The sequence below is a fragment of the Kosakonia sp. S57 genome (assembly GCF_016516575.1).
GTDB lineage: Bacteria > Pseudomonadota > Gammaproteobacteria > Enterobacterales > Enterobacteriaceae > Kosakonia > Kosakonia cowanii.
Map to the genome: position 1 here is coordinate 1 of NZ_JACVUL010000038.1, position 21,976 is coordinate 21,976.

Consider the following 21,976-nt stretch of genomic DNA (forward strand, 5'->3'; position numbering starts at 1 on the left):
TCATTCACGCTTCGGTTCGCCGATTTCAGCGGGGGTCAACACCGTCGCTGTAAGATAGGTGTCGAATGAAAAACCGTTGCTGCTGAAACCGCGTAGGCCGGATAAGGCGTAGCCGCCATCCGGCAATCGGTGCCGCGGAGAGGATGCCGGATGGCGCGTTACACGCTTATCCGGCCTACGCCGCTTCACGGGACGGCACAATCACTGCTGCGCCATCGCCTTCTCGTTTTTCGCTCGCAGCTTCTTGGCGCGGCTCTCCAGCAGCAGATAACCAATCAGCGCCAGCAGCAGCGGCAGGAAGTAATAGAGCACCCGGTAGGCGAGCAGGGCGGCGATAATAATCCCCTGCGATACATGCTCGCTGGCGAGCAGGGCGATAAACACCGCTTCCAGCACGCCGATGCCCGCCGGGATATGCACAATCACCCCGGCGATACTGCTGACCAGCAGCACCCCAAGCACAAAGAAGAAGTCGGCGCGCATGCCGAGCAGGATCCAGATAATCGCCCCCATCGCAATCCAGTTAGCGCTGGAGATCACCATCTGCGCGACGGCAAACTTCCACGACGGCAGCACCAGTTTGTGGCCCTTAATGGTGACGTGACGGCGTTTCGCAAACGCGCAGCCCCACAGGTAGACGGCGATAATCAACAGCAGCACCACGCCGACAATGCGCAGCGTCGAGGCGTCGATATACCAGTGCGCCGGGATCTCCACCACGCCAAAGGTAAAGATCAGCCCGCCGAGCAGAATATAGCCCAGCCAGTTGGTGGTGATACTGAGCGAGAAGATGCGCGTAATGGTGCTGCCCGGCAGCCCAAGCCGCGAGTAGAGGCGATAACGCATGCCAATCCCGCCAACCCAGGTGCTGAGCGTCAGGTTAAAGGCGTAACAGATAAACGACACCAGCATCACCTGGCGCTTCGCGAGCTTATGGCCGCAGTAGGCGCGGCCGAGCAGATCGTAAAAGCCATACAGCACGTAGCTGAGGATCACCAGCGCCACCGCGCTCAGCAGGGCGGTGCGGTTGTAATCACGAATGACCTTCCAGACATCTTCCCAGTTCACCTTCTGCGCGTAGAGCACCAGCAGAACAATAACGGCGATAAAAAAGATCACCGTGAGGATTTTTTTAGCCAACCGCCAGCGCGGATGTGATGTTGACATCAGGGTTTTGCTCCCGAGTGCTGTGCTTCGTTTCTGTCCTGGGTTTCCATCTCCGGCTGTACCGGCGGCCCCACTTCAGCCAGTTTAGGGGTATGCGCCGGTAACCAGCCGACCAGCGCCGGGAAGTGGCGTAAGAAGTGGAACACCACCACGCTTTTCCCGAGATTCCACCAGGTGCGCTTCGGCGCCATCGACTCATCCACCTGCTTACAATCCTGCTCAATAATCTTTTGCAGATTATCGCGCAGCGTCTGGTTGAACTCGCGATCGTGAATAATCAGGTTCGCTTCGAGATTGAGTGACAGGCTTAACGGGTCAAGGTTACTGGAGCCAACGGTCGCCCAGTGATCGTCCATCAGCGCCACTTTGCCGTGCAGCGGACGGCGGCGATACTCATACACCTTCACGCCGCCTTTCAGCAGGTAGTTGTAGAGCAGCTCCGCGCCCACTTTGACAATCGGCATATCCGGCTCGCCCTGCACAATCAGCTTCACGGTGACGCCGCGACGGGCAGCGTTACGCATTGCGTGCAAAAGCCGGTAACCGGGGAAGAAGTAGGCGTTGGCGATAATCACTTCCCGGCGGGCGTTAGCCAGCATCTTCAGGTAGTGACGTTCAATATCGTCGCGGTGGTCGTCATTATCGCGCCAGACAAACAGCGCCTGCGCTTCGCCCGGCTTACGGTTCTCTTCCGGGCGATGACGGCGGCGCTGCCACCAGCGTTTCGCCGGGGCGTTATCGGGCAGGTTTTCCAGCTCAAATTGCAGAATATCTTCGACGATCGGTCCCTCGACCCGCACGGCGTAATCCTGTTTTGCCTCGGGGCCATAATCAGAGAGGTGTTCGGCCGAGTAGTTAATCCCGCCGACAAAGGCGACGGTGTTATCGATCACCACAATTTTGCGGTGCATACGACGGAAGACGTTGGTACGCATGCCGAGCAGCGGCGGGCGCGGATCGTAGTAGCGGAAAATCACCCCCGCCGAGGTGAGGGTGCTGACAAACGATTCGCTTAAATCGGGTGAACCGTAGCCGTCGAGCAGCACCTCAATACTGACGCCGCGCTGGGCGGCGCGTAGCAGCACGCTGTGCAGCTCTTTGCCCACTTTGTCTTCAAACCAGATAAAGGTTTCGAGAATAATTTTCTGTTGCGCGTTATCAATCGCATCGTAGAGCGCCGGATAGTAGTTATCACCATTTTCCAGCAACTGGATGCGGTTACCGTCCCGCCAGCTACATTTCATAAATGGATCTCCGCACTCAGGGGGGCATGATCGGACAGATGACGCCAGTTGCGCAGCGGCAGCGCTGTCGGCGCACTGGCGCTGGCGTTTTTGACATAAATTCTGTCGAGGCGCAGTAAAGGCAGGCTGACCGGGAACGTTCGCGCCGGGCGACCGTGCGCGCGGGTGAAGATCTCCTCAAGCCCGGCCTGCGCTTTAAGCGGCTGGTTGGCTTTTTGCCGCCAGTCGTTGAAATCACCCGCCACCAGCACCGGTTCGCCTTCCGGCAGAGAGTTGACCCACTCCGCCAGCATTTTGAGTTGCGCCTGTCGGTGCGCCTCTTTCAGTCCAAGATGAACGCTGAGGACGTGCACCGCGCCGCCATAATCGGGCGGCACAATCCGGCAGTAGAGCAGGCCGCGTTTTTCGCTGCCGTCTACTGAGACGTCGAGGTTTTCGTAGTGTTCAATCGGATAGCGGGAGAGCACCGCATTGCCGTGGTGCCCTTCAGGATAGACCGCATTGCGCCCGTAAGCGAAGTCGCTCCACATGGTATCGGCGATAAATTCGTAGTGGGTGGTATCGGGCCAGTTCTCAACGCGCAGCGGATGCACTTCGTGGGCGCCCATCACCTCTTGCAGGCAGACGATATCGGCGCTCACCAGGCGCACGGCATCGCGCAACTCGGGCAAAATAAAGCGCCGGTTGAAGGTGGTAAAGCCTTTGTGTGTGTTAATCGTCAATACTTTTAATGAAAATGGTCGCGCGTGTTGGGTCATAAATCTCCTGCCAGCATCACTCTCCTGTATAGAAATAAATTGTAGTCCCTGTCACAAAAAAAGCCGGGGTTACAGAATTTTCCGTAGATCGGGGTACTCTTCTACAAGAGTAAAATCCTTGCGGAGAGATGCCATGAAGTGGCAACAACGTGTTCGTGTCGCAACAGGCCTGAGTTGCTGGCAGATTATGTTGCATTTGATGATTGTGGCGATACTGGTGATGGGCTGGATGAGCGGCAGGCTGGTGCACGTGGGGCTGGGGTTGTGCGTGCTTTATGGCGTCACCGTGCTGCTGATGCTCTTTTTCCAGCGCCATCATGACGCTGGCTGGCGCGGCATTGGTGATGTGCTCGAAGAGCTAACCACCACCTGGTATTTTGGCGCATCCCTTATTGCCATCTGGCTGCTCTCGCGGGTGCTGCAAAACAACTACCTGCTGGCGCTTGCCGGGCTGGCGATCCTTGGCGGCCCGGCGGTGGTCTCACTCTTAACTAAAGAGAAACGGCTAGGTCGTGTGACGACGAAACATGGCGTAGGCCGCGGTGCCCGTTGACAGGGCAATTACTATCAGCGGCCACAGGCTTCCCCAGATAATCTCCAGACTGGCATCCTTCAAATAGATCTGCTTGGTGATATCGGTAAAGTGCCGGATCGGGTTAATCCAGGTTAAGTTCTGTAACCACACCGGCATGTTCTCCACCGGCGAAACGTAACCCGAGAGCAGGATCGCCGGCATCATAAAGACAAACACCCCGATAAACGCCTGCTGCTGCGTTTCGCAAAACGACGAGATCAGTAGCCCAAACCCGACCAGCGACAGGCCGTAAACCAGCATCGCGAAGTAGAAGAGCAGTAGCGATCCGGCAAACGGGATCTGGTAAGCCAGAATACCGAACAGCAGCACGATCGTTGCCTGAAACGCGGCGACAATCAGCGCAGGAACCGCTTTGCCAATAAAGATCTGCCAGGTGGCGAGCGGCGAGACCAACAGCTGATCGAAGGTGCCCTGTTCCCGCTCGCGCGCTACCGACAGCGAGGTGACAATCATCACGCCGATGGTGGTGATCATCGCTACCAGCGACGGCACGATAAACCATTTGTAATCGAGATTCGGGTTGTACCAGTTGCGCACCACCAGCTCGCTGTTGTTCGGCGTCGGCTGCCCGGCCAGCAGCTCCTGCTGATAATCCTTCACCACCTGCTGCAGATAGTTGGCGGCGATCTGCGCGCTGTTGGAGTTACGCCCGTCGAGGATCAACTGCATCTGCGCCGGTTTGCCGCTGTCGAGATCGCGGGAAAAATCCGCCGGGAAGCGCACCAGCAGCAGCGCTTTTTGCGTATCCAGCGTCGGACGAATTTCCTGCGGGCTGTGCAGCAGCAGCACATTGGTAAAGGCCTTGGCGCGGGCAAAGCGCTGGGTCAGCTCCACCGCGTGCCTGCCGTTATCCTCGTTATAGATAGCGATAGTGGCGTTGGTCACCTCAAGGGTGGCGGCAAACGGGAAGAGCAGCACCTGAAAAATCACCGGCAGAATCAAAATGGCGCGGGTTTGCGGCTCACGCAGCAGGGACTGCAACTCTTTGCGGATCAGCGTCCATAAACGGTGAAACATGGCTTCTCCTTAATCCAGCCTGCGTTTGGTTTTCAGCCACGTCAGGCCGATAAACATCACGGCGGAGGCCACCAAAAACAGCATATTGATGGTCAATACCAGCGGAATATTGCCCGCGAGAAAGAGGCTTTGCAGTGTGCTGACGAAGTAACGCGCCGGGATGATATAGGTCACCGCACGAATAATCGCCGGCATACTGTCGATCTGAAAGATAAAGCCAGAGAGCATAATCGACGGCAGAAACGCGGCGTTCAGCGCCACCTGCGCGGCGTTGAACTGGTTGCGCGTGGTGGTGGAGATTAAAAGCCCCATGCCGAGCGTGCTGAGCAAAAACAAGCTACTGAGCAGGAAGAGGATCAGCAGCGAGCCGCGATAAGGCACACCAAGAATAAAGACCGACACCAGCATACAGAGCAGCATCGCCAGCATGCCGAGAAAGTAGTAGGGAATGAGCTTACAGAGCAGCAGCTCAGCGCGGGTGATCTCGGTGGAGAGCAGCGCCTCCATGGTGCCGCGCTCCCACTCGCGCGCCACCACCAGCGAGGTAAGGATCGCGCCAATCACCGTCATGATAATGGTCACCGCGCCGGGAATAATAAAGTGCTGGCTGATGGCCGCCGGGTTGAACCAGTAGCGCGTCTGCACATCGATTAGCGGCGTGAACGTCTCGCCGCGATCTTCCGCGCGCTGCGCCTGCCAGAGTTGCCAGATCCCTTGTAAATAGCCCTGCACAAAGTTGGCGGTATTCGGTTCGCTGCCGTCGGTGATCACCTGAATCGGTGCCTCCTCGCCAGGCCTTGCCATTTGGGCATCGAAGTTGACGGGAATCACCACCAGGCCGCGGATGCGCCCGGCCTGCATCATCTCGATCAACTGCTGGCGATCGCTGCTGATGGTGGCGTCAATGTAGGGCGAGCCGGTAAGCGCGTGGGTAAAATCGAGCGCCTCATCGCTGCGCTGCTCAAGCAGCACGCCGACGCGCAGCTTGCTGGAGTCGAGGTTGATGCCGTAGCCAAAAATAAACAGCAGCAGCAGCGGGATCACCACCGCAATCAGCCAGCTGCTCGGGTCGCGCACGATCTGCCGCGTCTCTTTGACGCACAGTGCCCGCACGCGCCGCCAGGAGAGGGCGTTAACGCGCATTACTATGCTCCTTATCCCAGTTCTGGATCAGCGTGATAAACGCATGCTCCATCGTCGGGTCCGGGTGGTTGTCATCGGCGGTCTGCGCCTTCAGCTCGTCCGGCGTGCCGCTGGCAATCAGCTTGCCGCGGTAGACCAGCCCGATGCGGTCGCAATACTCCGCCTCATCCATAAAGTGGGTGGTGACCATTACCGTCACCCCTTTCTCCACCATGCTGTTGATATGCAGCCAGAACTCGCGGCGGGTGAGGGGATCGACGCCGGAGGTGGGTTCATCAAGGAAAAGAATGTCCGGCTCGTGCATCAGCGAGCAGGCCAGTGCCAGGCGCTGCTTGTAGCCGAGCGGCAGGGCATCGGTGGCGTGACGAGCAATGGTTTCCAGACCAAACGCTTCGCTCATCCGCGCCATCTTCTCGCGCTGTGCGCTGCCGCGCAGACCGTAGACGCCGGAGAAGAAGCGCAGATTCTGCTCCACCGTCAGGTTGCCGTAGAGGGAGAACTTCTGCGCCATATAGCCAAGGCGCTGGCGCGCTTTGCCGGAGCTGACCTTGAGATCCATATTCAGCACCAGCGCCTGGCCGGCGGTCGGCACCAGCAGACCGCACATCATCTTGAAGGTGGTAGACTTGCCCGCGCCGTTCGGGCCGAGCAAGCCAAAGATCTCGCCGCGCTTGACGGCAAAATTGACCTCGTTGGTGGCGGCGAAATCGCCAAACTTTTTGGTAAGCGATCTCGCTTCAATCACCGTCTCTTCGGCGTCGCCCTTCACCGAGTGCAGGATCTTGCCAAGCGGCGACTCGGCTGCACCTGCGCCGCCCAGCAGGTCGATAAAGGCATCTTCAAAGCGCGGAGCGGTCTCCTCAATCTGTAGCGGCGGCATCTCTGGCGCGGCGTGAATCGCCTGCACATCAGCCCCTTTTTTCAGGATCATGCGCACCGAACGCCCCTGGATCACGCCGTCGCTCACCTGCGGCAGCCTGAGAATGCGCCGCAACAGGCGGCGGTTATTCTCATCGCGGCTGGTAAGCAGAAAGCTGCGCCCGGCCATGCTCTGGGTTAACGCTTTTGGCTCGCCGTGGTAGAGCAGCTCGCCCTCGTTCATCAGCAGCACATCGCGGCACTGCTCCGCTTCATCAAGATAGGAGGTGCTCCAGAGGATCAGCATCCCGTCGCCCGCCAGCTCATGCACCATCTGCCACAGCTCGCGCCGCGAAATGGGATCGACGCCGACGCCTGGCTCATCAAGCAGCAGCACCTGCGGATCGCCGACCAGCGTACAGGCCAGCCCCAGCTTCTGCTTCATACCGCCAGAGAGTTTGCCCGCCAGCCGGTCGGTAAAGGGGCCGAGGGAGGTAAACTCAAGCAGGCGGGTAAACATCTGCTGGCGCTTCTCGCCGGTGACGCTGCGCAGATCGGCATAGAGGATCAGGTTCTCCATCACCGTCAGATCTTCATAGAGGCCAAATTTCTGCGGCATATAGCCGAGCACGGCGTGCAGCTCGCTGTCGTTATCGATGGGATCGAGACCCAGCACGCGCACACGCCCCTCGTTCTGCTTCATCAGCCCGGCCAGAATGCGCATCAGTGTGGTTTTGCCCGCGCCATCCGGGCCGACCAGCCCGGTGACATAACCGGCCTGGATTTTACAATCCAGCCGCGCCACCGCGGGTTTCTCCATGCCGGGGAACTGTTTTATCAGCCCGTCGAGCTGGATAGTCCGCTCATTCATGACGCGCCTCGCCGTCGAAGCGCAGCGTCACCGGCATCCCCTGGCGCAGGTTATCATCGGCATCGGTGACGATAATGCGCAGGCGATAGACCAGGTCGGTACGCAGATCCGGGGTCTCAACGGTTTTCGGGGTAAATTCGGCGGTCGGCGAGACAAAGCCGATTTTGCCGTGATAGGGCTTATCCGGGCGGCCATCGGTATAGAGCAGGATTTCAGCCCCCGGTCGCGTCTGGTGCAGATTGCGCTCATCGACATAGGCGCGCACCCACACCGGGCGGGTCAGCGACAGCGTTAACACGCTGCTACCGGCATTAAGCATGCTGCCCGGCTCGACGGCGCGGGTCAGCACCGTGCCGTTGCTCGGCGCGACCAGCGTCGTGTCCTGCAAATCAAGCCCTGCCTGTGCCAGCGCGGCCTGCGCCTGCTCGAGGCCCGCTTTCGCCTGGGCGATCTCCTGCGGGCGGTTACCGGCACGGAACTGGCGCAGCTTATCCTGCGCCGATTTGAGCGTTGCCTGCGCCTGGTCGCGCGATGAGCGGGCGTTCTCCAGATCGTTTGCCGAGATCACTTTTGTTTTCCACAGCCCCTGCTGGCGCTGGTAGAAGTTCTGCGCGTAATCGTATGCGGCCTGCGCCTGGCTAACGGCGGAGGCGGCCTGGGCGATCTCCTCAGCGCGGTAGCCTTCGGTGGCTAACGCATATTTGGCCTCGGCAGTCGAGACGTTGGCTTTCGCCTGCAACAGCGCGTTTTCATAAGGCGCGCGGTCGATTTCGCCGAGCTTCTGCCCGGCCTGTACGCTGTCGCCCTCATCCACCTGCAACGCCGCCAGCCGCCCGCCGACGCGAAAACTTAAATTAACGGTGCGGATATCGACATTGCCATACAGCGTCAGGCTGTCGTCCTGCCTGCTTTGATACCAGTACCAACCGCCGGCAAGCATCGCCAGCAGCACCACGCTGAGTAACACCACAACGCTACGCTTTTTCATCACTCCGGACTCCTGTGCGTTAATCCCTGCAAAATAAAATCGATATGGCAGGTGATGACTTGAAAGATCATTTCCGTTTTCTCTTCGTCGAACTGCGTCCAGCCTGCACGCAGCAAAATGGTCTCCCGCACCAGGCGGAAGGCGAGGATCTCGCCGATTAAGGCGTGGGCATGCAGCACCATCTGCGTGCTGTCAGCATCCTGGCCAGTGTAGGCGGCGAGCAGACGCGTCAAATGCTGGTGCATCGGGTCGATCACCTGCTCATGCACAATCTGATACGCACGGGTGGGGGAGAGCTGCTCGCGGGAGATAAATTTGCTCAGGTTGAGGGTTTCATCATGGGTCAGCAGCGTGAGCATCTCTTTGCTGGCGCGATGGATCAGTGCGCGGATCGCCGGGCGGTCTGGCTCAGGCTCGGCAAACAGCGCTTCGGCGGCCTGCACGTGTGGCGCAAAATGGTGGCTGATAAAGTCGGCAATCCACTGCGCGCAGGCGAGGTAGAGATCCTCTTTCGAGCCGAAGTAGTAGGGGATCGCGGCGATGTTCTGCCCGGCCTGAGCGGCAATATCCCGCGTGGTGGCATGCAGGCCATACTCGCCAAACTGCGCAAGGGCGGCGGCAATTAACTGATTTTTGGCCTGTTCGCCTTTGCTGGTGGTCGGTGTGCTATTCATAGGGCTTATAAAATTAATCAATCGATTGATTAACTCTACGACACCGGAAAAATGTTGTCCAATTTTTGCGCAGGAAATGTGAGGGGGGCTAAATTTATCCCTTTTTCAGAGAATGAAGCGGGAAGATATCTTGCTGAGACATTGACGTGGGATATTTTATGCGCCGGATCACAAAAGCTGATACACTCCGCACCTTCATGACATTGTGGTTTTTGTCATCAGTCTACCTATTATCTCCTCGAAAACTACACCTGTGACAGGTCGGGGCGGTGCGGAGTTGTTATGTCATTTGATGCCCTTGGCCTGAATCCGGATATCCTGCGCGCAGTTGCGGAGCAGGGTTACCTCGAGCCGACCCCTATTCAACAGCAGGCGATCCCTGCGGTGCTGCAAGGCCGCGATCTGATGGCCAGCGCCCAGACCGGTACCGGTAAAACCGCCGGTTTTACACTGCCGCTGTTGCAACGCCTGGTGCAGAGCCAGCCTCACGCGAAAGGCCGCCGTCCGGTACGCGCCCTGATCCTGACCCCAACCCGTGAACTCGCGGCGCAGGTCGGTGAGAACGTGCAGGAGTATAGCCAGTATCTCAATATTCGTTCGATGGTCGTCTTCGGCGGCGTCAGCATTAACCCGCAGATGATGAAACTGCGTGGCGGCGTTGACATCCTGGTGGCTACCCCGGGCCGTCTGCTCGATCTCGAACACCAAAATGCCCTCAAGCTCGACAGCGTGGAAATTCTCGTGCTGGATGAAGCTGACCGTATGCTGGATATGGGCTTTATCCACGATATTCGCCGCGTGCTGTCGAAGCTGCCGGCGAAGCGTCAGAACCTGCTCTTCTCCGCGACCTTCTCGGATGAGATCAAACAGCTGGCGGAAAAGCTGCTGCACAACCCGCTGGAGATCGAAGTTGCGCGCCGCAACACCGCTTCCGAGCAGGTGACACAGCACGTTCACTTTGTGGATAAGAAACGCAAGCGGGAACTGCTGTCACAGATGATTGGCGAAGGTAACTGGCAGCAGGTGCTGGTCTTTACCCGTACCAAGCATGGCGCCAACCACCTGGCTGAGCAGTTGAACAAAGATGGCATCACCAGTGCGGCGATCCACGGTAACAAGAGCCAGGGCGCACGTACGCGTGCGCTGGCAGACTTTAAATCCGGTTCGATTCGCGTGCTGGTGGCTACGGATATCGCCGCGCGCGGCCTCGATATCGAAGAGCTGCCGCATGTCGTCAACTATGAGTTGCCGAACGTGCCGGAAGATTACGTACACCGCATCGGCCGTACCGGCCGTGCTGCCGCCACCGGTGAAGCGCTGTCGCTGGTCTGTGTCGATGAGCATAAACTGCTGCGCGACATTGAGCGTCTGCTGAAAAAAGAGATCCCGCGTGTTGCGGTTGCAGGCTATGAGCCGGATCCGTCAATCAAAGCGGAGCCGATCCAGAATGGTCGTGGTCAGAACGGCGGCCGTCAGGGCGGCGGTGGACGCGGGCAGGGCGGTGGCGGCGGTCGCAGCCAGTCCGCACCGCGCCGTAGCGAAGGCGAGACGCAGAAAGCGCGTCATCCGCGTCGCAGTAACGACGGCGGAGCCGCTAAAACGGAAGGTGGAGCCGCGAAGCCCGTGGGCAATCGCCGTCTTGATGGCGGTGCAGCGAAACCGGCAAACAACGGCGCACGCCGTCGTCGTCCGCGTAAACCCGCTTCCGCGTAAATCTGTTTCCGTTCAGGCCGGGTAGGTTTACCCGGCACTCAAAACCGCCATCGGGCATTACGCCGGATGGCGGTTTTTTTATGGTGCCGCTGACACGATCTCACTGAAACGGCGTAGGCCGGATAAGCGTGAGCGCCATCCGGCATTCTCCCCGCGGCACCGATTGCCGGATGGCGGCTGTGCCTTATCCGGCCTACAAAAACGAGCCTACAGCGACACCAGCGTTGCTTTTTTTTGCGATATGGCAGCGAGGGGTTGTGTCCCCGCTGAAATCGGCGAACCGAAGCGTGAATGACAAGGTCTGGACGCCATGGATGGCGGACAGAGGCGAACCGAGACAGGATGTCGAGTCGAGCCGGCCGCAGTCAGGCACGCGGGAGGTGAGCGCAGTGCGCAGCACCGATTTCCTCGCGGGGCCGCGGGGATTGACAAGGGGGGAGCGGTCCCCCCCTTGTCCCGTTCACCGCATAAGAGGTTAATGAAACTCCCCCACGCCTGGTGAACGGAACCCTTCCACCAATGCCAAATGCCAGACCCATTGCCGGATGGCGGCTGCGCCTTATCCGGCCTACAGAACCCCGTCCACCGAGGCAACGTGCCGCACCGATCGCCGGATGGCGCGTTACACGCTTATCCGGCCTACAACACCTCTCCATTACTGGCGATAACCTGCTGATACCACTCAAAGCTGCGCTTCTTGCTGCGCTTGAGCGTACCGTTGCCCTCGTTGTCTTTATCGACATAGATAAAGCCGTAGCGCTTTTTCATCTCGCCGGTGCCAGCGCTGACAATATCAATCGGTCCCCACCAGGTGTAACCCATAATCTCGCAGCCATCCGCAATCGCCTCGGCCATTGCCTGAATATGGCGGCGGCCATAATCGATGCGCGCCTGATCATTAATCTCGCCGTTGGCCTGCACCTCATCAACACCGCCATAACCGTTTTCGACGATAAACAGCGGCTTGCGGTAGCGGTCCGCCAGCTCATTACAGACGATACGAAAACCGAGCGGATCGATAGGCCAGCCCCACTCGGTCTTCTCCAGGAACGGGTTGTCCAGCCCGGCGGTGCCGCCGGTATCAACGCGGAACTGCCCGCCCGCCTGGTGCAGCACGCTGCGATAGTAGCTAAAGCTAAGGTAATCAGAAGGATACGATTTAAGCAGCTGCATATCGCCCTCTGCCGTCTCCAGCTTCACCCCCAGATCGTTCAGCAGCCGTTTAGCGTACGCCGGGTATTCGCCCAGCATCATCACGTCGGAGAAAAGCAGCGAGCGGCGGCGCAGCTGCATGGTCGAGAAGATATCCTCCGGGTTGCAGCTCGCCGGGTAGACGGTGCTCAGCGACAACATGCAGCCTATAAGCGCATTGGGCATGATCTCGTGGCAGAGCTTGTTCGCCAGCGCATTGGCAACGAACTGGTGGTGGTTCGCCTGCCAAATCTCCTGCGGGCTGGCGTCAACATCCACCGCGCCGGTGGCGAACGGCATGCGGTTCATGTTGTTTAGCTCATTAAAGGTCATCCAGTATTTGACCTTGCCCTGATAACGGCGGAACACCGTCTCGCAGTAGCGGGTGAAGAAGTCGATAAGCTGGCGGTTTTTCCAGCCGCCATACTCCTGATAGAGCGCCAGCGGCGTTTCGTAATGCGAGAGCGTGATCACCGGCTCAATGCCGTACTTCAGCAGCTCATCAAACAGGTTGTCGTAAAATTGCAGCCCCGCCTCGTTGGGCGTGGTCTCATCCCCGCGCGGGAAGATGCGCGACCAGGCAATCGAGGTGCGAAAGCATTTGAAGCCCATCTCGGCAAAGAGCGCTACATCCTCTTTGTAGTGATGGTAAAAGTCGACCGCCTGGTGGCTGGCGTAGTAGAGGTTCGGGTCAATCACCGCATCATGTTTACCGGAGGCGATCCCGCCGCGCACCACGTCGGCGATAGAGGGCCCTTTGCCATCTTCGTCCCACGCGCCTTCTGCCTGATTAGCAGCGATCGCGCCGCCCCATAAAAAGTCGTTCGGAAAAACAGACATATCCGCTCCTTAATCCGCTAAGTCTTCGCCATTCGAGGCGATCAGTTTTTTATACCAGTGGTAGCTTTTCTTCAGTGAGCGCGCCTGGCTGCCGTTGCCCATATCGTCCTGATCGACATAGATAAAGCCGTATCGCTTGGAAATTTGTGCCGTGCCGGCGCTGACCACGTCAATCGGCCCCCACCAGGTGTAACCGAAGAGATCGACGCCGTCGGCAATCGCCTCCTGCATCTGCACCACGTGCTGGCGCAGGTAGTCGATACGGTAATCGTCGTCGATGGAGCCATCCGGATTAACGGTATCTACCGCGCCGAGGCCGTTCTCGGCAATAAACAGCGGCTTCTGGTAGCGGTCATAGAGCTGATTGAGCGCCAGCCGCAGCCCTTTCGGATCGATCTGCCAGCCCCATTCGCTGGTCGTGAGATGGGGGTTACGAATGCCGCCGGTGATCAGGTTGCCTTCTGCGCCGTCATGCAACGCCGGGTTGGCGCTGACGGTGCTCGACATGTAGTAACTGAACGAGACGAAATCGACCGGGTGCTGGCGCAGGATCTCATCATCGCCAACCACTTTTTGCAGCGTCACCCCTTTTTCCGCCAGCATGCGATCGGTGTAGGCGGGATAGTAGCCGCGCGCCTGCACATCGCTGAAGAAGAGCGACACGCGCTGCATCTCTTCGCAGGCCTGCAAATCATCCGGGTGGCAGGTGTGCGGGTAGAGCATCTGGTAGCTGATCATGCAGCCCATCTGCGAGCCGGGAATAATGGCGTGGCACGCTTTGGTGGCGAGCGCGCTGGCGACAAACTGGTGGTGCGCGCCCTGGTACTTATCCTGCTCAAGATGTGGGTTGTCCTCCTCAATCACCCCGACGCTGACATAGGGGTGGTGCTTCACGCAGTTGATCTCGTTAAAGGTCATCCAGTACTTCACCTTTTTGCGATAGCGCGTAAAGACGGTAGTGGCAAAGCGGACATAGAAATCGACCAGCTGGCGGTTCGGCCAGCCGCCGTAATCGGTGACCAGCGCCAGCGGCATTTCATAGTGGGAGAGGGAGACAATCGGCTCGATGCCGTGCGCGCGCAGCGTGTCGAACACTTCGTCATAAAACGCCAGGCCTGCTTCGTTGGGCGTGGTCTCATCCCCGCGCGGGAAGATGCGCGTCCAGGCAATCGACATGCGAAAACACTTAAAGCCCATACCGGCAAACAGCGCGATATCCTCTTTAAAGTGGTGGTAGAAGTCGTTGCCTTTGCGCTTCGGGTAGTACTTTTTGCTGTCAGGATCCTGCGCTTCACGCACCTGCGCGTGGGTCATTCCCAGCCACTGATCGAGCCAGCGCTCGCGCGGCGTGTTGATATCGAAGGTGTAGACATCAGAGACGGAGAGCCCTTTGCCGTCGACGTTCCATGCCCCTTCAAGCTGGTTGGCCGCCGTTGCGCCGCCCCATAAAAACCCTTCCGGAAATGATTTCGAATAAGCCACTGGTGTGCTCCTTAGGCCGCGCTTGCGGTCAATGTGAGAAATGCGTCCCGGCTGGCGACATCGCCATCTGTTTTCACCGGGCTGATATCGCCGTACTGTTCGCTGTTGGTGACCACCACGATCACGCTCGGATCAATCCCCGCCGCCCGCAGCGCGGCGAGATCGAAGCTGACCAGCAGATCGCCCACCTCGACGTTCTGCCCGGCCTCGATATGGCTGGTGAAGTGCTTACCGCCGAGTTTCACCGTGTCGATACCGATATGGATGAGGATTTCGGCACCGGTATCGCTCTCCAGCGCCAGTGCGTGGTGGGTTTCAAACAGCGACTCCACCTTGCCGTTGACCGGCGAACGTAGCTCGCCGTTGCTCGGGTCGATAGCCAGGCCTTTACCGAAAATCTCATCGGCGAAGACCGGGTCGCTCAGGGTATTGAGGGCTTTCAGCGTGCCGCTAACCGGGGCGAAGAGTCGCTCTTCCTCGCGTGCGATTTTCACCGGGCTGACGCCTGCGACCACCTTCTCTTCGAAACCGAGGATCACCGTCAGCACGGCAGCGGAGACAAAGGAGAGCGCGATACTGACCACCGCCCAGAGAAAGGTCGGGCCGACCAGCGCTGGCAGGCCGGGCAAGCCGCTGAGGGCAAAGGCGTAGGTTTTCACCCCCATCGCCATCGCAAAGCCGCCGCCAATCGCGCCGCCCAGCAGCGCGGCGGCAAAGGGGCGTTTGTAGCGGATATTGACGCCGTACATCGCCGGTTCGGTGATGCCCATCATCGCGCTGAAGCTGGTGGAGAGCGCCAGCGATTTCAGCTTCTTATCCCGTGCGCGGATAAATACGCCGAAAGCCGCGCCCGCCTGGCCGAGGTTGGCGACATAAAAGAGGATTTTGAACGGGTCGAAACCCATGGTGCTGATGTTGTTAATCATGATTGGCACCAGCACATAGTGCATGCCGGTAATGATGATCATCGACAGCGTGCCGCCGACCACCACGCCCGCAACGATGCCCATGTTTTCCACCAGCCAGATAATGCCGCCGGAGAGCGTATTCCCGGCGAAAATACCGAGCGGCCCGATAACCATCAGCGTAATCGGCGCGACAATCACCAGGCTCAGCAGCGGCACAAACATCGTTTTCAGCACGCCAGGCATGATGCGGTCAATCAGCTTCTCCACCCGGCTTAACAGCCACACCGCCAGCAGAATCGGGATCACCGTCGAGGCGTAGTTGACCGTCGGCACCGGCAGGCCGAGAAAGCTCACCGGCGCGCCGGATTTAAACAGCGTCTGGATCGCCGGGTGGAAGAGGGTGGCAGCGAGCGCCACGGCGACGTAGGGGTTGGCACCAAACTTATTCCCGGCGCTGAAGGCCAGCGCCAGCGGCACAAAGTAGAAAACGCCATCGCTGATGGCGAGCAGGATCTGGTAGGTCTGGTTGCTGGTCTGAAGCCACTGCATAGCGACCATCAGTGCCAGCACCCCTTTCAGGATCCCGGCTCCGGCAATCGCCGGAATGATCGGTGAGAAGATGCTTGATAGCCCCTCCAGCACTACTGACACCGGGTTACGCCGTTTGCTGCTGCTGGCGCTGGACGAGACGCCTGGGAGTTGCGCGAGCAGCGCTTCGCAGAGCGGGGCGACCTCATTACCGATAATCAGCTGGTACTGATCGCCAGAGATATTCACGCCGATCACGCCATCCAGCGCTTCCAGCGCCGCGCGGTCGACCTTGTCATGGTCGTGAAGGAGAAAACGCAGACGGGTGATGCAGTGAAACAGCGACAGGATATTCTCCTCGCCGCCGATATGCGCAATGATCTTCTGCGCGGTTTGCGGGTAGTTCATGCTCATTCCTCCAGACAGACGCCCGATTTTCTGGCGTCATCAACAAACACCGGCCTCGGCCGATACCTTGTTTCCTCTGGGGTTTGCCTGATTTAACAGTAACAAGCCTGGATGGAATTCATTTTTTCACGCCGCAGGCATCTCTGCCTGCCGGGTGAATTACGCCGACCGCTGCACCACGTTTTCGATATGCACGGTCAGATAAAGCTTCTCGGAGTTGCTCATGGTGTGGTGATAATGTTTGCCGACAAACTCGCTGATGGCATTAACGCACTTCAGCGTTGTCTGGTAGCGGCGCTCAACCATGGCAAATAACTCCTCGTCATCGTTGTTTAATATCTCCCCGGCAATCACCCGCTGCGCGAAGAATTTTAAGTGGGTAATAAAGCGCTGGTAATTGAGGGTGTGCTCATCGGGCGGCAGGGTAAAAAAGTATCTGACGATATTTTGCAGCTGATAAATAAGCCGGGTAATTTGCGTGGTTTTTCCCATCGTATCGTTTAGCCCGGCGTTCACAATATGCAGGGCGATACTGCACGCTTCGCTGTCCGGTAACAGCGTGCCGGTGCGCGCTACCACCATGCCCAGTGCCTGGCGGCCAATGGCGTACTCGTCGGTGTAAAAGTGGCGTACTTCCCACTCCAGCGGGTTGGCTAAACTCTCGCCTGTTTCACTGCGCTGCAGGGCAAAATGGAGGTGATCGGCAAGGGTGACATACAGCCCGTCGCTTAATTTATGCGGCAACGTTTCGCGTGCGAGGGCGACAATATCCGCCGTTAGCTGGACAATTTCCACCGGCACTTCGCTCACCAGATCTTTAAAACGGGCCGAGAGCTGGGAGTCTTTCAGGTGGAATATCTTCTCGATGGCGTCCATATTGACACGGTCGCCGCTCTGGGTATTAAACCCGAGGCCGCGTCCGGTCAGAATTACCTCAAAGCCGTGCTCATCGAGGGCGCTGACAACGTTATTATTTAATATTTGTTTGACCAGCATCGCCAACTCCTGCAAACAAAAACGGGCAAAACGTAAATACAGCCAGGGACGGATTGATCCCCTCAGTCTGCATTTAGGTTTTGCCCGATATTCGGTAACAAGCGTAATGCAGATAAAAAGCTAGCATTGACCATATAAATGTTCAACGCGTCGGGAAGCGGTTTCATAAATGGATCTGCCAATTTGTGATCGGCTTTGCGAAAAGTATCGTCTGCCTGACGCGCGATTTACGAGCAGGCTTCCATAACGGCAAAAAGCGTTCGCCCCTGCGGGCGAAAAAGTGCCACAATAGTGGCCGTTTATACAGTACTTCAGGTTATCGAATGGCCCTTACCGCCGCGTTAAAAGCGCAAATTGCCGCCTGGTATAAGGCGTTGCAACAACAGATCCCGGACTTTATTCCCCGCGTGCCGCAGCGTCAGATGATTGCTGACGTGGCAAAAACGCTGGCGGGCGATGAGGGCCGCCATCTGGCGATTGAAGCGCCGACCGGGGTCGGGAAAACCCTCTCATACCTTATTCCGGGTATTGCGATTGCTCGTGAAGAGCAGAAAACGCTGGTGGTCAGCACCGCCAACGTCGCCCTACAGGATCAGATCTTCAGTAAAGATCTGCCGCTGCTGCGCAAAATTATCCCCGATTTGCGCTTTACCGCCGCCTTTGGCCGCGGGCGCTATGTCTGCCCGCGCAATCTTGCCGCGCTCGCCAGCAGCGATCCCAATCAGCAGGATCTGCTGGCCTTTCTTGATGACGAACTGACGCCCGGCAACAAAGAGGAGCAGACGCGCTGCGCATCGCTGAAAGCCGATCTCGACAGCTACAAGTGGGATGGCCTGCGCGATCACACCGATAAAGCCATCAGCGACGACCTCTGGCGACGCCTGAGCACCGATAAAGCGGGCTGCCTGAACCGCAACTGCCACTACTACCGCGAGTGCCCCTTCTTTGTGGCGCGTCGGGAGATCCAGGAAGCGGAAGTGGTGGTCGCCAACCACGCGCTGGTAATGGCGGCGATGGAGAGCGAAGCGGTGCTGCCGGAGCCGAAAAACCTGCTGCTGGTGCTCGACGAGGGCCACCATCTGCCGGATGTCGCCCGCGATGCCCTGGAGATGTCGGCAGAGATCACCGCCGGCTGGTATCAGCTGCAACTCGATCTCTTCACCAAACTGGTGGCGACCTGCCTTGAGCAGTTTCGCCCGAAAACCCTGCCGCCGCTGGCCACGCCCGAGCGGCTCAACGCCCACTGCGAAGAGCTGTTTGAGCTGATCTCCTCCCTCAACGCCATTCTCAATCTCTATCTTCCCGCCGGGCAGGAGGCAGAACACCGCTTTACGATGGGCGAACTGCCGGATGAAGTGATGGAGATCTGCCAGCGGCTGGCGAAACTGACCGAGATGCTGCGCGGGCTGGCGGAGCTGTTTCTCAACGATCTGAGCGAGAAAACCGGCAGCCATGACGTTGTGCGTCTGCACCGGGTGATTTTGCAGATGAACCGGGCGCTTGGGATGTTTGAGAGTCAGAGCAAGCTCTGGCGGCTGGCGTCGATGGCACAGGCCTCCGGCGCGCCGGTCTCCAAATGGGTAACGCGCGACGTGCGCGACGGGCAACTGCACCTGCAGTTTCACTGCGTCGGCATTCGCGTCAGCGACCAGCTGGAAAAGCTGCTCTGGCGCAGCGTGCCGCATATTGTCGTCACCTCGGCGACCCTGCGCTCGCTCAACAGCTTCAACCGTTTGCAGGAGATGAGCGGCCTCAAGGAGAAAGCGGGGGACCGCTTTGTCAGCCTCGACTCGCCGTTCAACCATGTCGAGCAGGGCAAGATTATTATTCCGCAGATGCGCTACGAGCCGCTGATGGAGAACGAAGAGCAGCATATCGCCGAGATGGCGACCTGGTTCCGTGAGCAGGTGGAGAGCAGAGCGCACCGCGGAATGCTGGTGCTCTTCGCCAGCCAGCGCGCGATGCAGCTCTTTCTTACCTACGTGCCCGATCTGCGTCTGTTGCTGCTGGTGCAGGGCGATCAGCCCCGTTACCGGCTGGTGGAGGCGCACCGAAAACGCATCGATGGCGGCGAGCGCAGCGTGCTGGTTGGCCTGCAATCCTTTGCTGAAGGGCTGGATCTGAAGGGGGATTACCTCACTCAGGTGCATATCCATAAGATTGCCTTCCCGCCCATCGACAGCCCGGTGGTGATCACCGAAGGGGAGTGGCTTAAAAGCCTCAAGCGTTATCCCTTTGAAGTGCAGAGCCTGCCGAGCGCCTCGTTTAACCTGATTCAACAGGTCGGGCGCCTGATCCGTAGCCACGAGTGTCGCGGTGAAGTAGTGATCTACGATAAGCGGCTGTTGACCAAGAGTTATGGGAAACGCCTGCTTGATGCACTGCCAATATTTCCAATTTCCCAACCGCCGATGCCTGACGTTATAGTGAAGAAACCAGAACAGAAGCGCCGCAAGCGCCGTTAACGATGTGAGCACGCAAGGAGAGTCCATGGATTACCGCACCATCATTAAAGAGGTTGGCCGGGGCAAAAATCACGCCCGCGACCTTGATATTGACACCGCCCGCAGCCTCTACGCGAGGATGCTCAACGGCGAGGTACCGGAACTGGAGATGGGCGCGATCCTGATTGCGCTGCGTATTAAAGGGGAAGGCGAGGCCGAAATGCGCGGCTTCTACGCGGCAATGCAGGAGCGGACAATGACGCTGACGCCGCCGGTGGCGAGACCGATGCCGATTGTTATCCCGAGCTATAACGGCGCGCGCAAGCAGGCGAACCTGACGCCGCTGCTGGCGATTCTGCTCAGCAAACTGGGCTTTCCGGTGGTGGTGCACGGCGTGAGTGAAGATCCGACCCGCGTCGTCAGCGAAACCATCTTCGCCCTGCTGGGCATTGAAGCCACCACGCTTGCCGGTCAGGCGCAGGCGAAGCTGGAGGGGCAACAGCCGGTCTATATTCCGGTCAGCGCTCTCTGCCCGCCGCTGGAGGATCAGTTGGGGCTACGCTGGCGCATGGGTGTGCGTAACAGCGCGCACACGCTGGCGAAGCTGGCGACACCCTTTGCCGAAGAGGCAGCGCTGCGCCTCTCCAGCGTGTCGCACCCGGAGTACCTCACCCGCGTAGGGAAATTTTTCGCTGATATCGGCGGGCGCGGGCTGCTGATGCAGGGCACCGAAGGGGAGGTGTACGCCAACCCGCAGCGCTGCCCGCAGATGAACCTGATCGATGCCGCAGGTGAGCGCGTGCTTTTTGCCCGCAGTGATGCGGTGGTTGAACCTGCTGCTGCGGGTGCAGCGAAAGATGCGGACAGCACGGCGCGCTGGATCGAGAGTTGCCTTAGCGGACGCGAAGCAATACCGGAGTCATTAAAGGTGCAGCTGGCCTGCTGCCTGGTGGCAAGCGGCGAAGCGCAAACGCTGGAAGAGGGGATGGCGCGCGTCGCGGCGACATTTGGATAAAAAAAAGCCCGTCACAATCCTGGACGGGCCATGCAAAGGGCAATAAGGGTCAATGAGGGTGGTGCATCCGGCAGAGGGTTAAAATGCCGGGGTAAAACGCGGGTCAGGTTACTTATAGATAACCGCTGTGCCACTCAGCTTGTTATTGCCGGTGGTAGACAGAATGCTGTAGCCAGAAGCGCCTGCCGCTTTGGCTTTCTCTGCCAGGCGTGCTTCAAGGCCGTCCAGCGTGGTTGCGCCGTGGGCGGAGACCACACCGATTTTGTTCAGCTCGCCTGCCTGAGCAGGGTTAACAGATTGAGCCGCAAAAGCACCGAAAGAGAGGGTGGATAGTGCGACAGCAGCAACAGCATATTTAATGGCGCTCATAGGATTTCTCTCGCAGGTTATACTGAATTTGGGACGATGTTCCGTCGATGTGATAAGTATCACAGTTTTTTAGCAGCGAGAAAATCGAAGAGAATTGAAAACCTTGTTCTAAAAAATTGAACAATAGTTAAGTTTTTGAAGCATAAAGGTTAAAAAGATAAAAAAGCACGAAATGGGCGCACTACCTCGCCATGCGGAGATAAGCGGCACATTTTGCGACAAGCGAAGCGGAAAAGTGTGAAGGTAAAGGTAAGTGCTTATCCTGCCGGGAAGCGTCAGGAAAAGTCAGCGTAGCTGGCTATCCTTCGATCCTCTGCGATTATATCCTGAATATGTAGAGTTATGTAAATCTTTCTCCTGCTGGCATTTCACGCACAGCCGCACGCCGGGAATCGCTTTTCGCCGCGCTTCCGGAATGGTTTCACCGCACTCTTCGCACTCTGTAAGGCTCTCGCCTCCCGGAATATCCCGGCGCGCGCGGGCGACCGCATCCTCAATGGTGCTGTCGATCTGCTGCTGTACTGCATCGTCGTTTGCCCAACCTGAAGCCATAATTTCCTCCTGTATAGCCATTAAGTATAGACGTTATAAAGTGGCATGAAGTTGTAGGCCGGATAAGGCGCAAGGGAATGAAGCCGCTGGAACGGCGTAGGCCGGATAAGCGTTTACGCGCCATCCGGCATTATCTTCGCGGCACAATTGCCGGATGGCGGCTGCGCCTTATCCGGCCTACCAAAACGAGCCTACAGCGACACCAGCGTTGCTTT

Annotated in this window: 18 protein-coding genes; 4 read left to right on the top strand and 14 right to left on the bottom strand. The window is 58.4% G+C overall.

Annotated features, from left to right (window positions below; translation table 11 throughout):
- Positions 1 to 201: 201 nt before the first annotated feature.
- The 3 genes from IAE48_RS23500 to IAE48_RS23510 are packed head-to-tail and all read right to left on the bottom strand — an operon-like array spanning position 202 to position 3,169.
- The gene (locus tag IAE48_RS23500; RefSeq protein ID WP_042716917.1) at positions 202 to 1,167 is read right to left on the bottom strand and encodes a lysylphosphatidylglycerol synthase domain-containing protein; all 966 of its coding nucleotides are present in this window, start codon (positions 1,165 to 1,167) and stop codon (positions 202 to 204) included.
- Positions 1,167 to 2,411 (bottom strand): cardiolipin synthase ClsB, encoded by a 1,245-nt coding sequence (clsB, locus tag IAE48_RS23505; protein ID WP_023479029.1) that lies wholly within the window; start codon positions 2,409 to 2,411, stop codon positions 1,167 to 1,169. The genes IAE48_RS23500 and clsB overlap by 1 nt, the downstream gene beginning before the upstream one ends.
- Positions 2,408 to 3,169, bottom strand: coding sequence for an endonuclease/exonuclease/phosphatase family protein (locus IAE48_RS23510; protein ID WP_042714957.1), 762 nt, complete (start codon positions 3,167 to 3,169; stop codon positions 2,408 to 2,410). The genes clsB and IAE48_RS23510 overlap by 4 nt, the downstream gene beginning before the upstream one ends.
- Positions 3,170 to 3,302: 133 nt before the next feature.
- Here IAE48_RS23510 and IAE48_RS23515 point away from each other — a divergent pair, with 133 nt between their 5' ends.
- On the top strand, positions 3,303 to 3,722 hold the full coding sequence (locus IAE48_RS23515) for a YbhQ family protein (protein WP_094420426.1): 420 nt from the start codon (positions 3,303 to 3,305) through the stop codon (positions 3,720 to 3,722).
- On the opposite strand, the gene IAE48_RS23520 is transcribed toward IAE48_RS23515, so the two are convergent.
- Genes IAE48_RS23520 through cecR form a run of 5 tightly spaced genes read right to left on the bottom strand, consistent with a single transcriptional unit; the run spans position 3,675 to position 9,315 of the window.
- Positions 3,675 to 4,781, bottom strand: a complete 1,107-nt coding sequence (locus IAE48_RS23520; RefSeq protein ID WP_200135729.1) for an ABC transporter permease — start codon at positions 4,779 to 4,781, stop codon at positions 3,675 to 3,677. The two genes, IAE48_RS23515 and IAE48_RS23520, sit on opposite strands and share 48 nt — an antisense overlap.
- A 9-nt stretch (positions 4,782 to 4,790) precedes the next feature.
- Positions 4,791 to 5,924, bottom strand: a complete 1,134-nt coding sequence (locus tag IAE48_RS23525; protein WP_200135730.1) for an ABC transporter permease — start codon at positions 5,922 to 5,924, stop codon at positions 4,791 to 4,793.
- Positions 5,914 to 7,653 (bottom strand): ATP-binding cassette domain-containing protein, encoded by a 1,740-nt coding sequence (locus tag IAE48_RS23530; RefSeq protein ID WP_200135731.1) that lies wholly within the window; start codon positions 7,651 to 7,653, stop codon positions 5,914 to 5,916. The genes IAE48_RS23525 and IAE48_RS23530 overlap by 11 nt, the downstream gene beginning before the upstream one ends.
- Entirely contained in the window at positions 7,646 to 8,641 is a 996-nt protein-coding gene (hlyD, locus tag IAE48_RS23535) for a secretion protein HlyD (RefSeq protein ID WP_200135732.1), read from the bottom strand. The genes IAE48_RS23530 and hlyD overlap by 8 nt, the downstream gene beginning before the upstream one ends.
- Positions 8,641 to 9,315 (bottom strand): transcriptional regulator CecR, encoded by a 675-nt coding sequence (gene cecR, locus IAE48_RS23540; RefSeq protein WP_094420422.1) that lies wholly within the window; start codon positions 9,313 to 9,315, stop codon positions 8,641 to 8,643. The genes hlyD and cecR overlap by 1 nt, the downstream gene beginning before the upstream one ends.
- A 282-nt stretch (positions 9,316 to 9,597) precedes the next feature.
- Between cecR and rhlE the strand changes: the two genes are divergently transcribed.
- Positions 9,598 to 11,028 (top strand): ATP-dependent RNA helicase RhlE, encoded by a 1,431-nt coding sequence (gene rhlE / locus IAE48_RS23545; protein ID WP_128483344.1) that lies wholly within the window; start codon positions 9,598 to 9,600, stop codon positions 11,026 to 11,028.
- A gap of 639 nt (positions 11,029 to 11,667) precedes the next feature.
- On the opposite strand, the gene IAE48_RS23550 is transcribed toward rhlE, so the two are convergent.
- The 4 genes from IAE48_RS23550 to licT form a co-directional block, all read right to left on the bottom strand.
- Positions 11,668 to 13,059: a glycoside hydrolase family 1 protein gene (locus IAE48_RS23550; protein ID WP_200135733.1), complete on the bottom strand. Its 1,392-nt coding sequence runs from the start codon at positions 13,057 to 13,059 to the stop codon at positions 11,668 to 11,670.
- A gap of 9 nt (positions 13,060 to 13,068) precedes the next feature.
- Positions 13,069 to 14,541 (bottom strand): 6-phospho-beta-glucosidase, encoded by a 1,473-nt coding sequence (locus IAE48_RS23555; RefSeq protein WP_200135734.1) that lies wholly within the window; start codon positions 14,539 to 14,541, stop codon positions 13,069 to 13,071.
- A gap of 11 nt (positions 14,542 to 14,552) precedes the next feature.
- Entirely contained in the window at positions 14,553 to 16,385 is a 1,833-nt protein-coding gene (locus IAE48_RS23560) for a beta-glucoside-specific PTS transporter subunit IIABC (RefSeq protein ID WP_200135735.1), read from the bottom strand.
- Between the two features lie 159 nt (positions 16,386 to 16,544).
- Positions 16,545 to 17,381 (bottom strand): BglG family transcription antiterminator LicT, encoded by an 837-nt coding sequence (licT, locus tag IAE48_RS23565; RefSeq protein ID WP_200135736.1) that lies wholly within the window; start codon positions 17,379 to 17,381, stop codon positions 16,545 to 16,547.
- 323 nt (positions 17,382 to 17,704) lie between these two features.
- Between licT and dinG the strand changes: the two genes are divergently transcribed.
- Together dinG and ybiB are read left to right on the top strand one after the other, a co-directional pair.
- Positions 17,705 to 19,846: an ATP-dependent DNA helicase DinG gene (dinG, locus tag IAE48_RS23570; RefSeq protein ID WP_200135737.1), complete on the top strand. Its 2,142-nt coding sequence runs from the start codon at positions 17,705 to 17,707 to the stop codon at positions 19,844 to 19,846.
- A gap of 25 nt (positions 19,847 to 19,871) precedes the next feature.
- Complete coding sequence (gene ybiB / locus IAE48_RS23575; protein WP_200135738.1) at positions 19,872 to 20,840, top strand: DNA-binding protein YbiB; 969 nt, start codon at positions 19,872 to 19,874, stop codon at positions 20,838 to 20,840.
- A gap of 108 nt (positions 20,841 to 20,948) precedes the next feature.
- On the opposite strand, the gene ybiJ is transcribed toward ybiB, so the two are convergent.
- Together ybiJ and IAE48_RS23585 are read right to left on the bottom strand one after the other, a co-directional pair.
- Positions 20,949 to 21,209: a DUF1471 family protein YbiJ gene (ybiJ, locus tag IAE48_RS23580; protein ID WP_200135739.1), complete on the bottom strand. Its 261-nt coding sequence runs from the start codon at positions 21,207 to 21,209 to the stop codon at positions 20,949 to 20,951.
- 285 nt (positions 21,210 to 21,494) lie between these two features.
- Complete coding sequence (locus IAE48_RS23585; RefSeq protein WP_042713286.1) at positions 21,495 to 21,761, bottom strand: DksA/TraR family C4-type zinc finger protein; 267 nt, start codon at positions 21,759 to 21,761, stop codon at positions 21,495 to 21,497.
- Between the last annotated feature and the right edge of the window lie 215 nt (positions 21,762 to 21,976).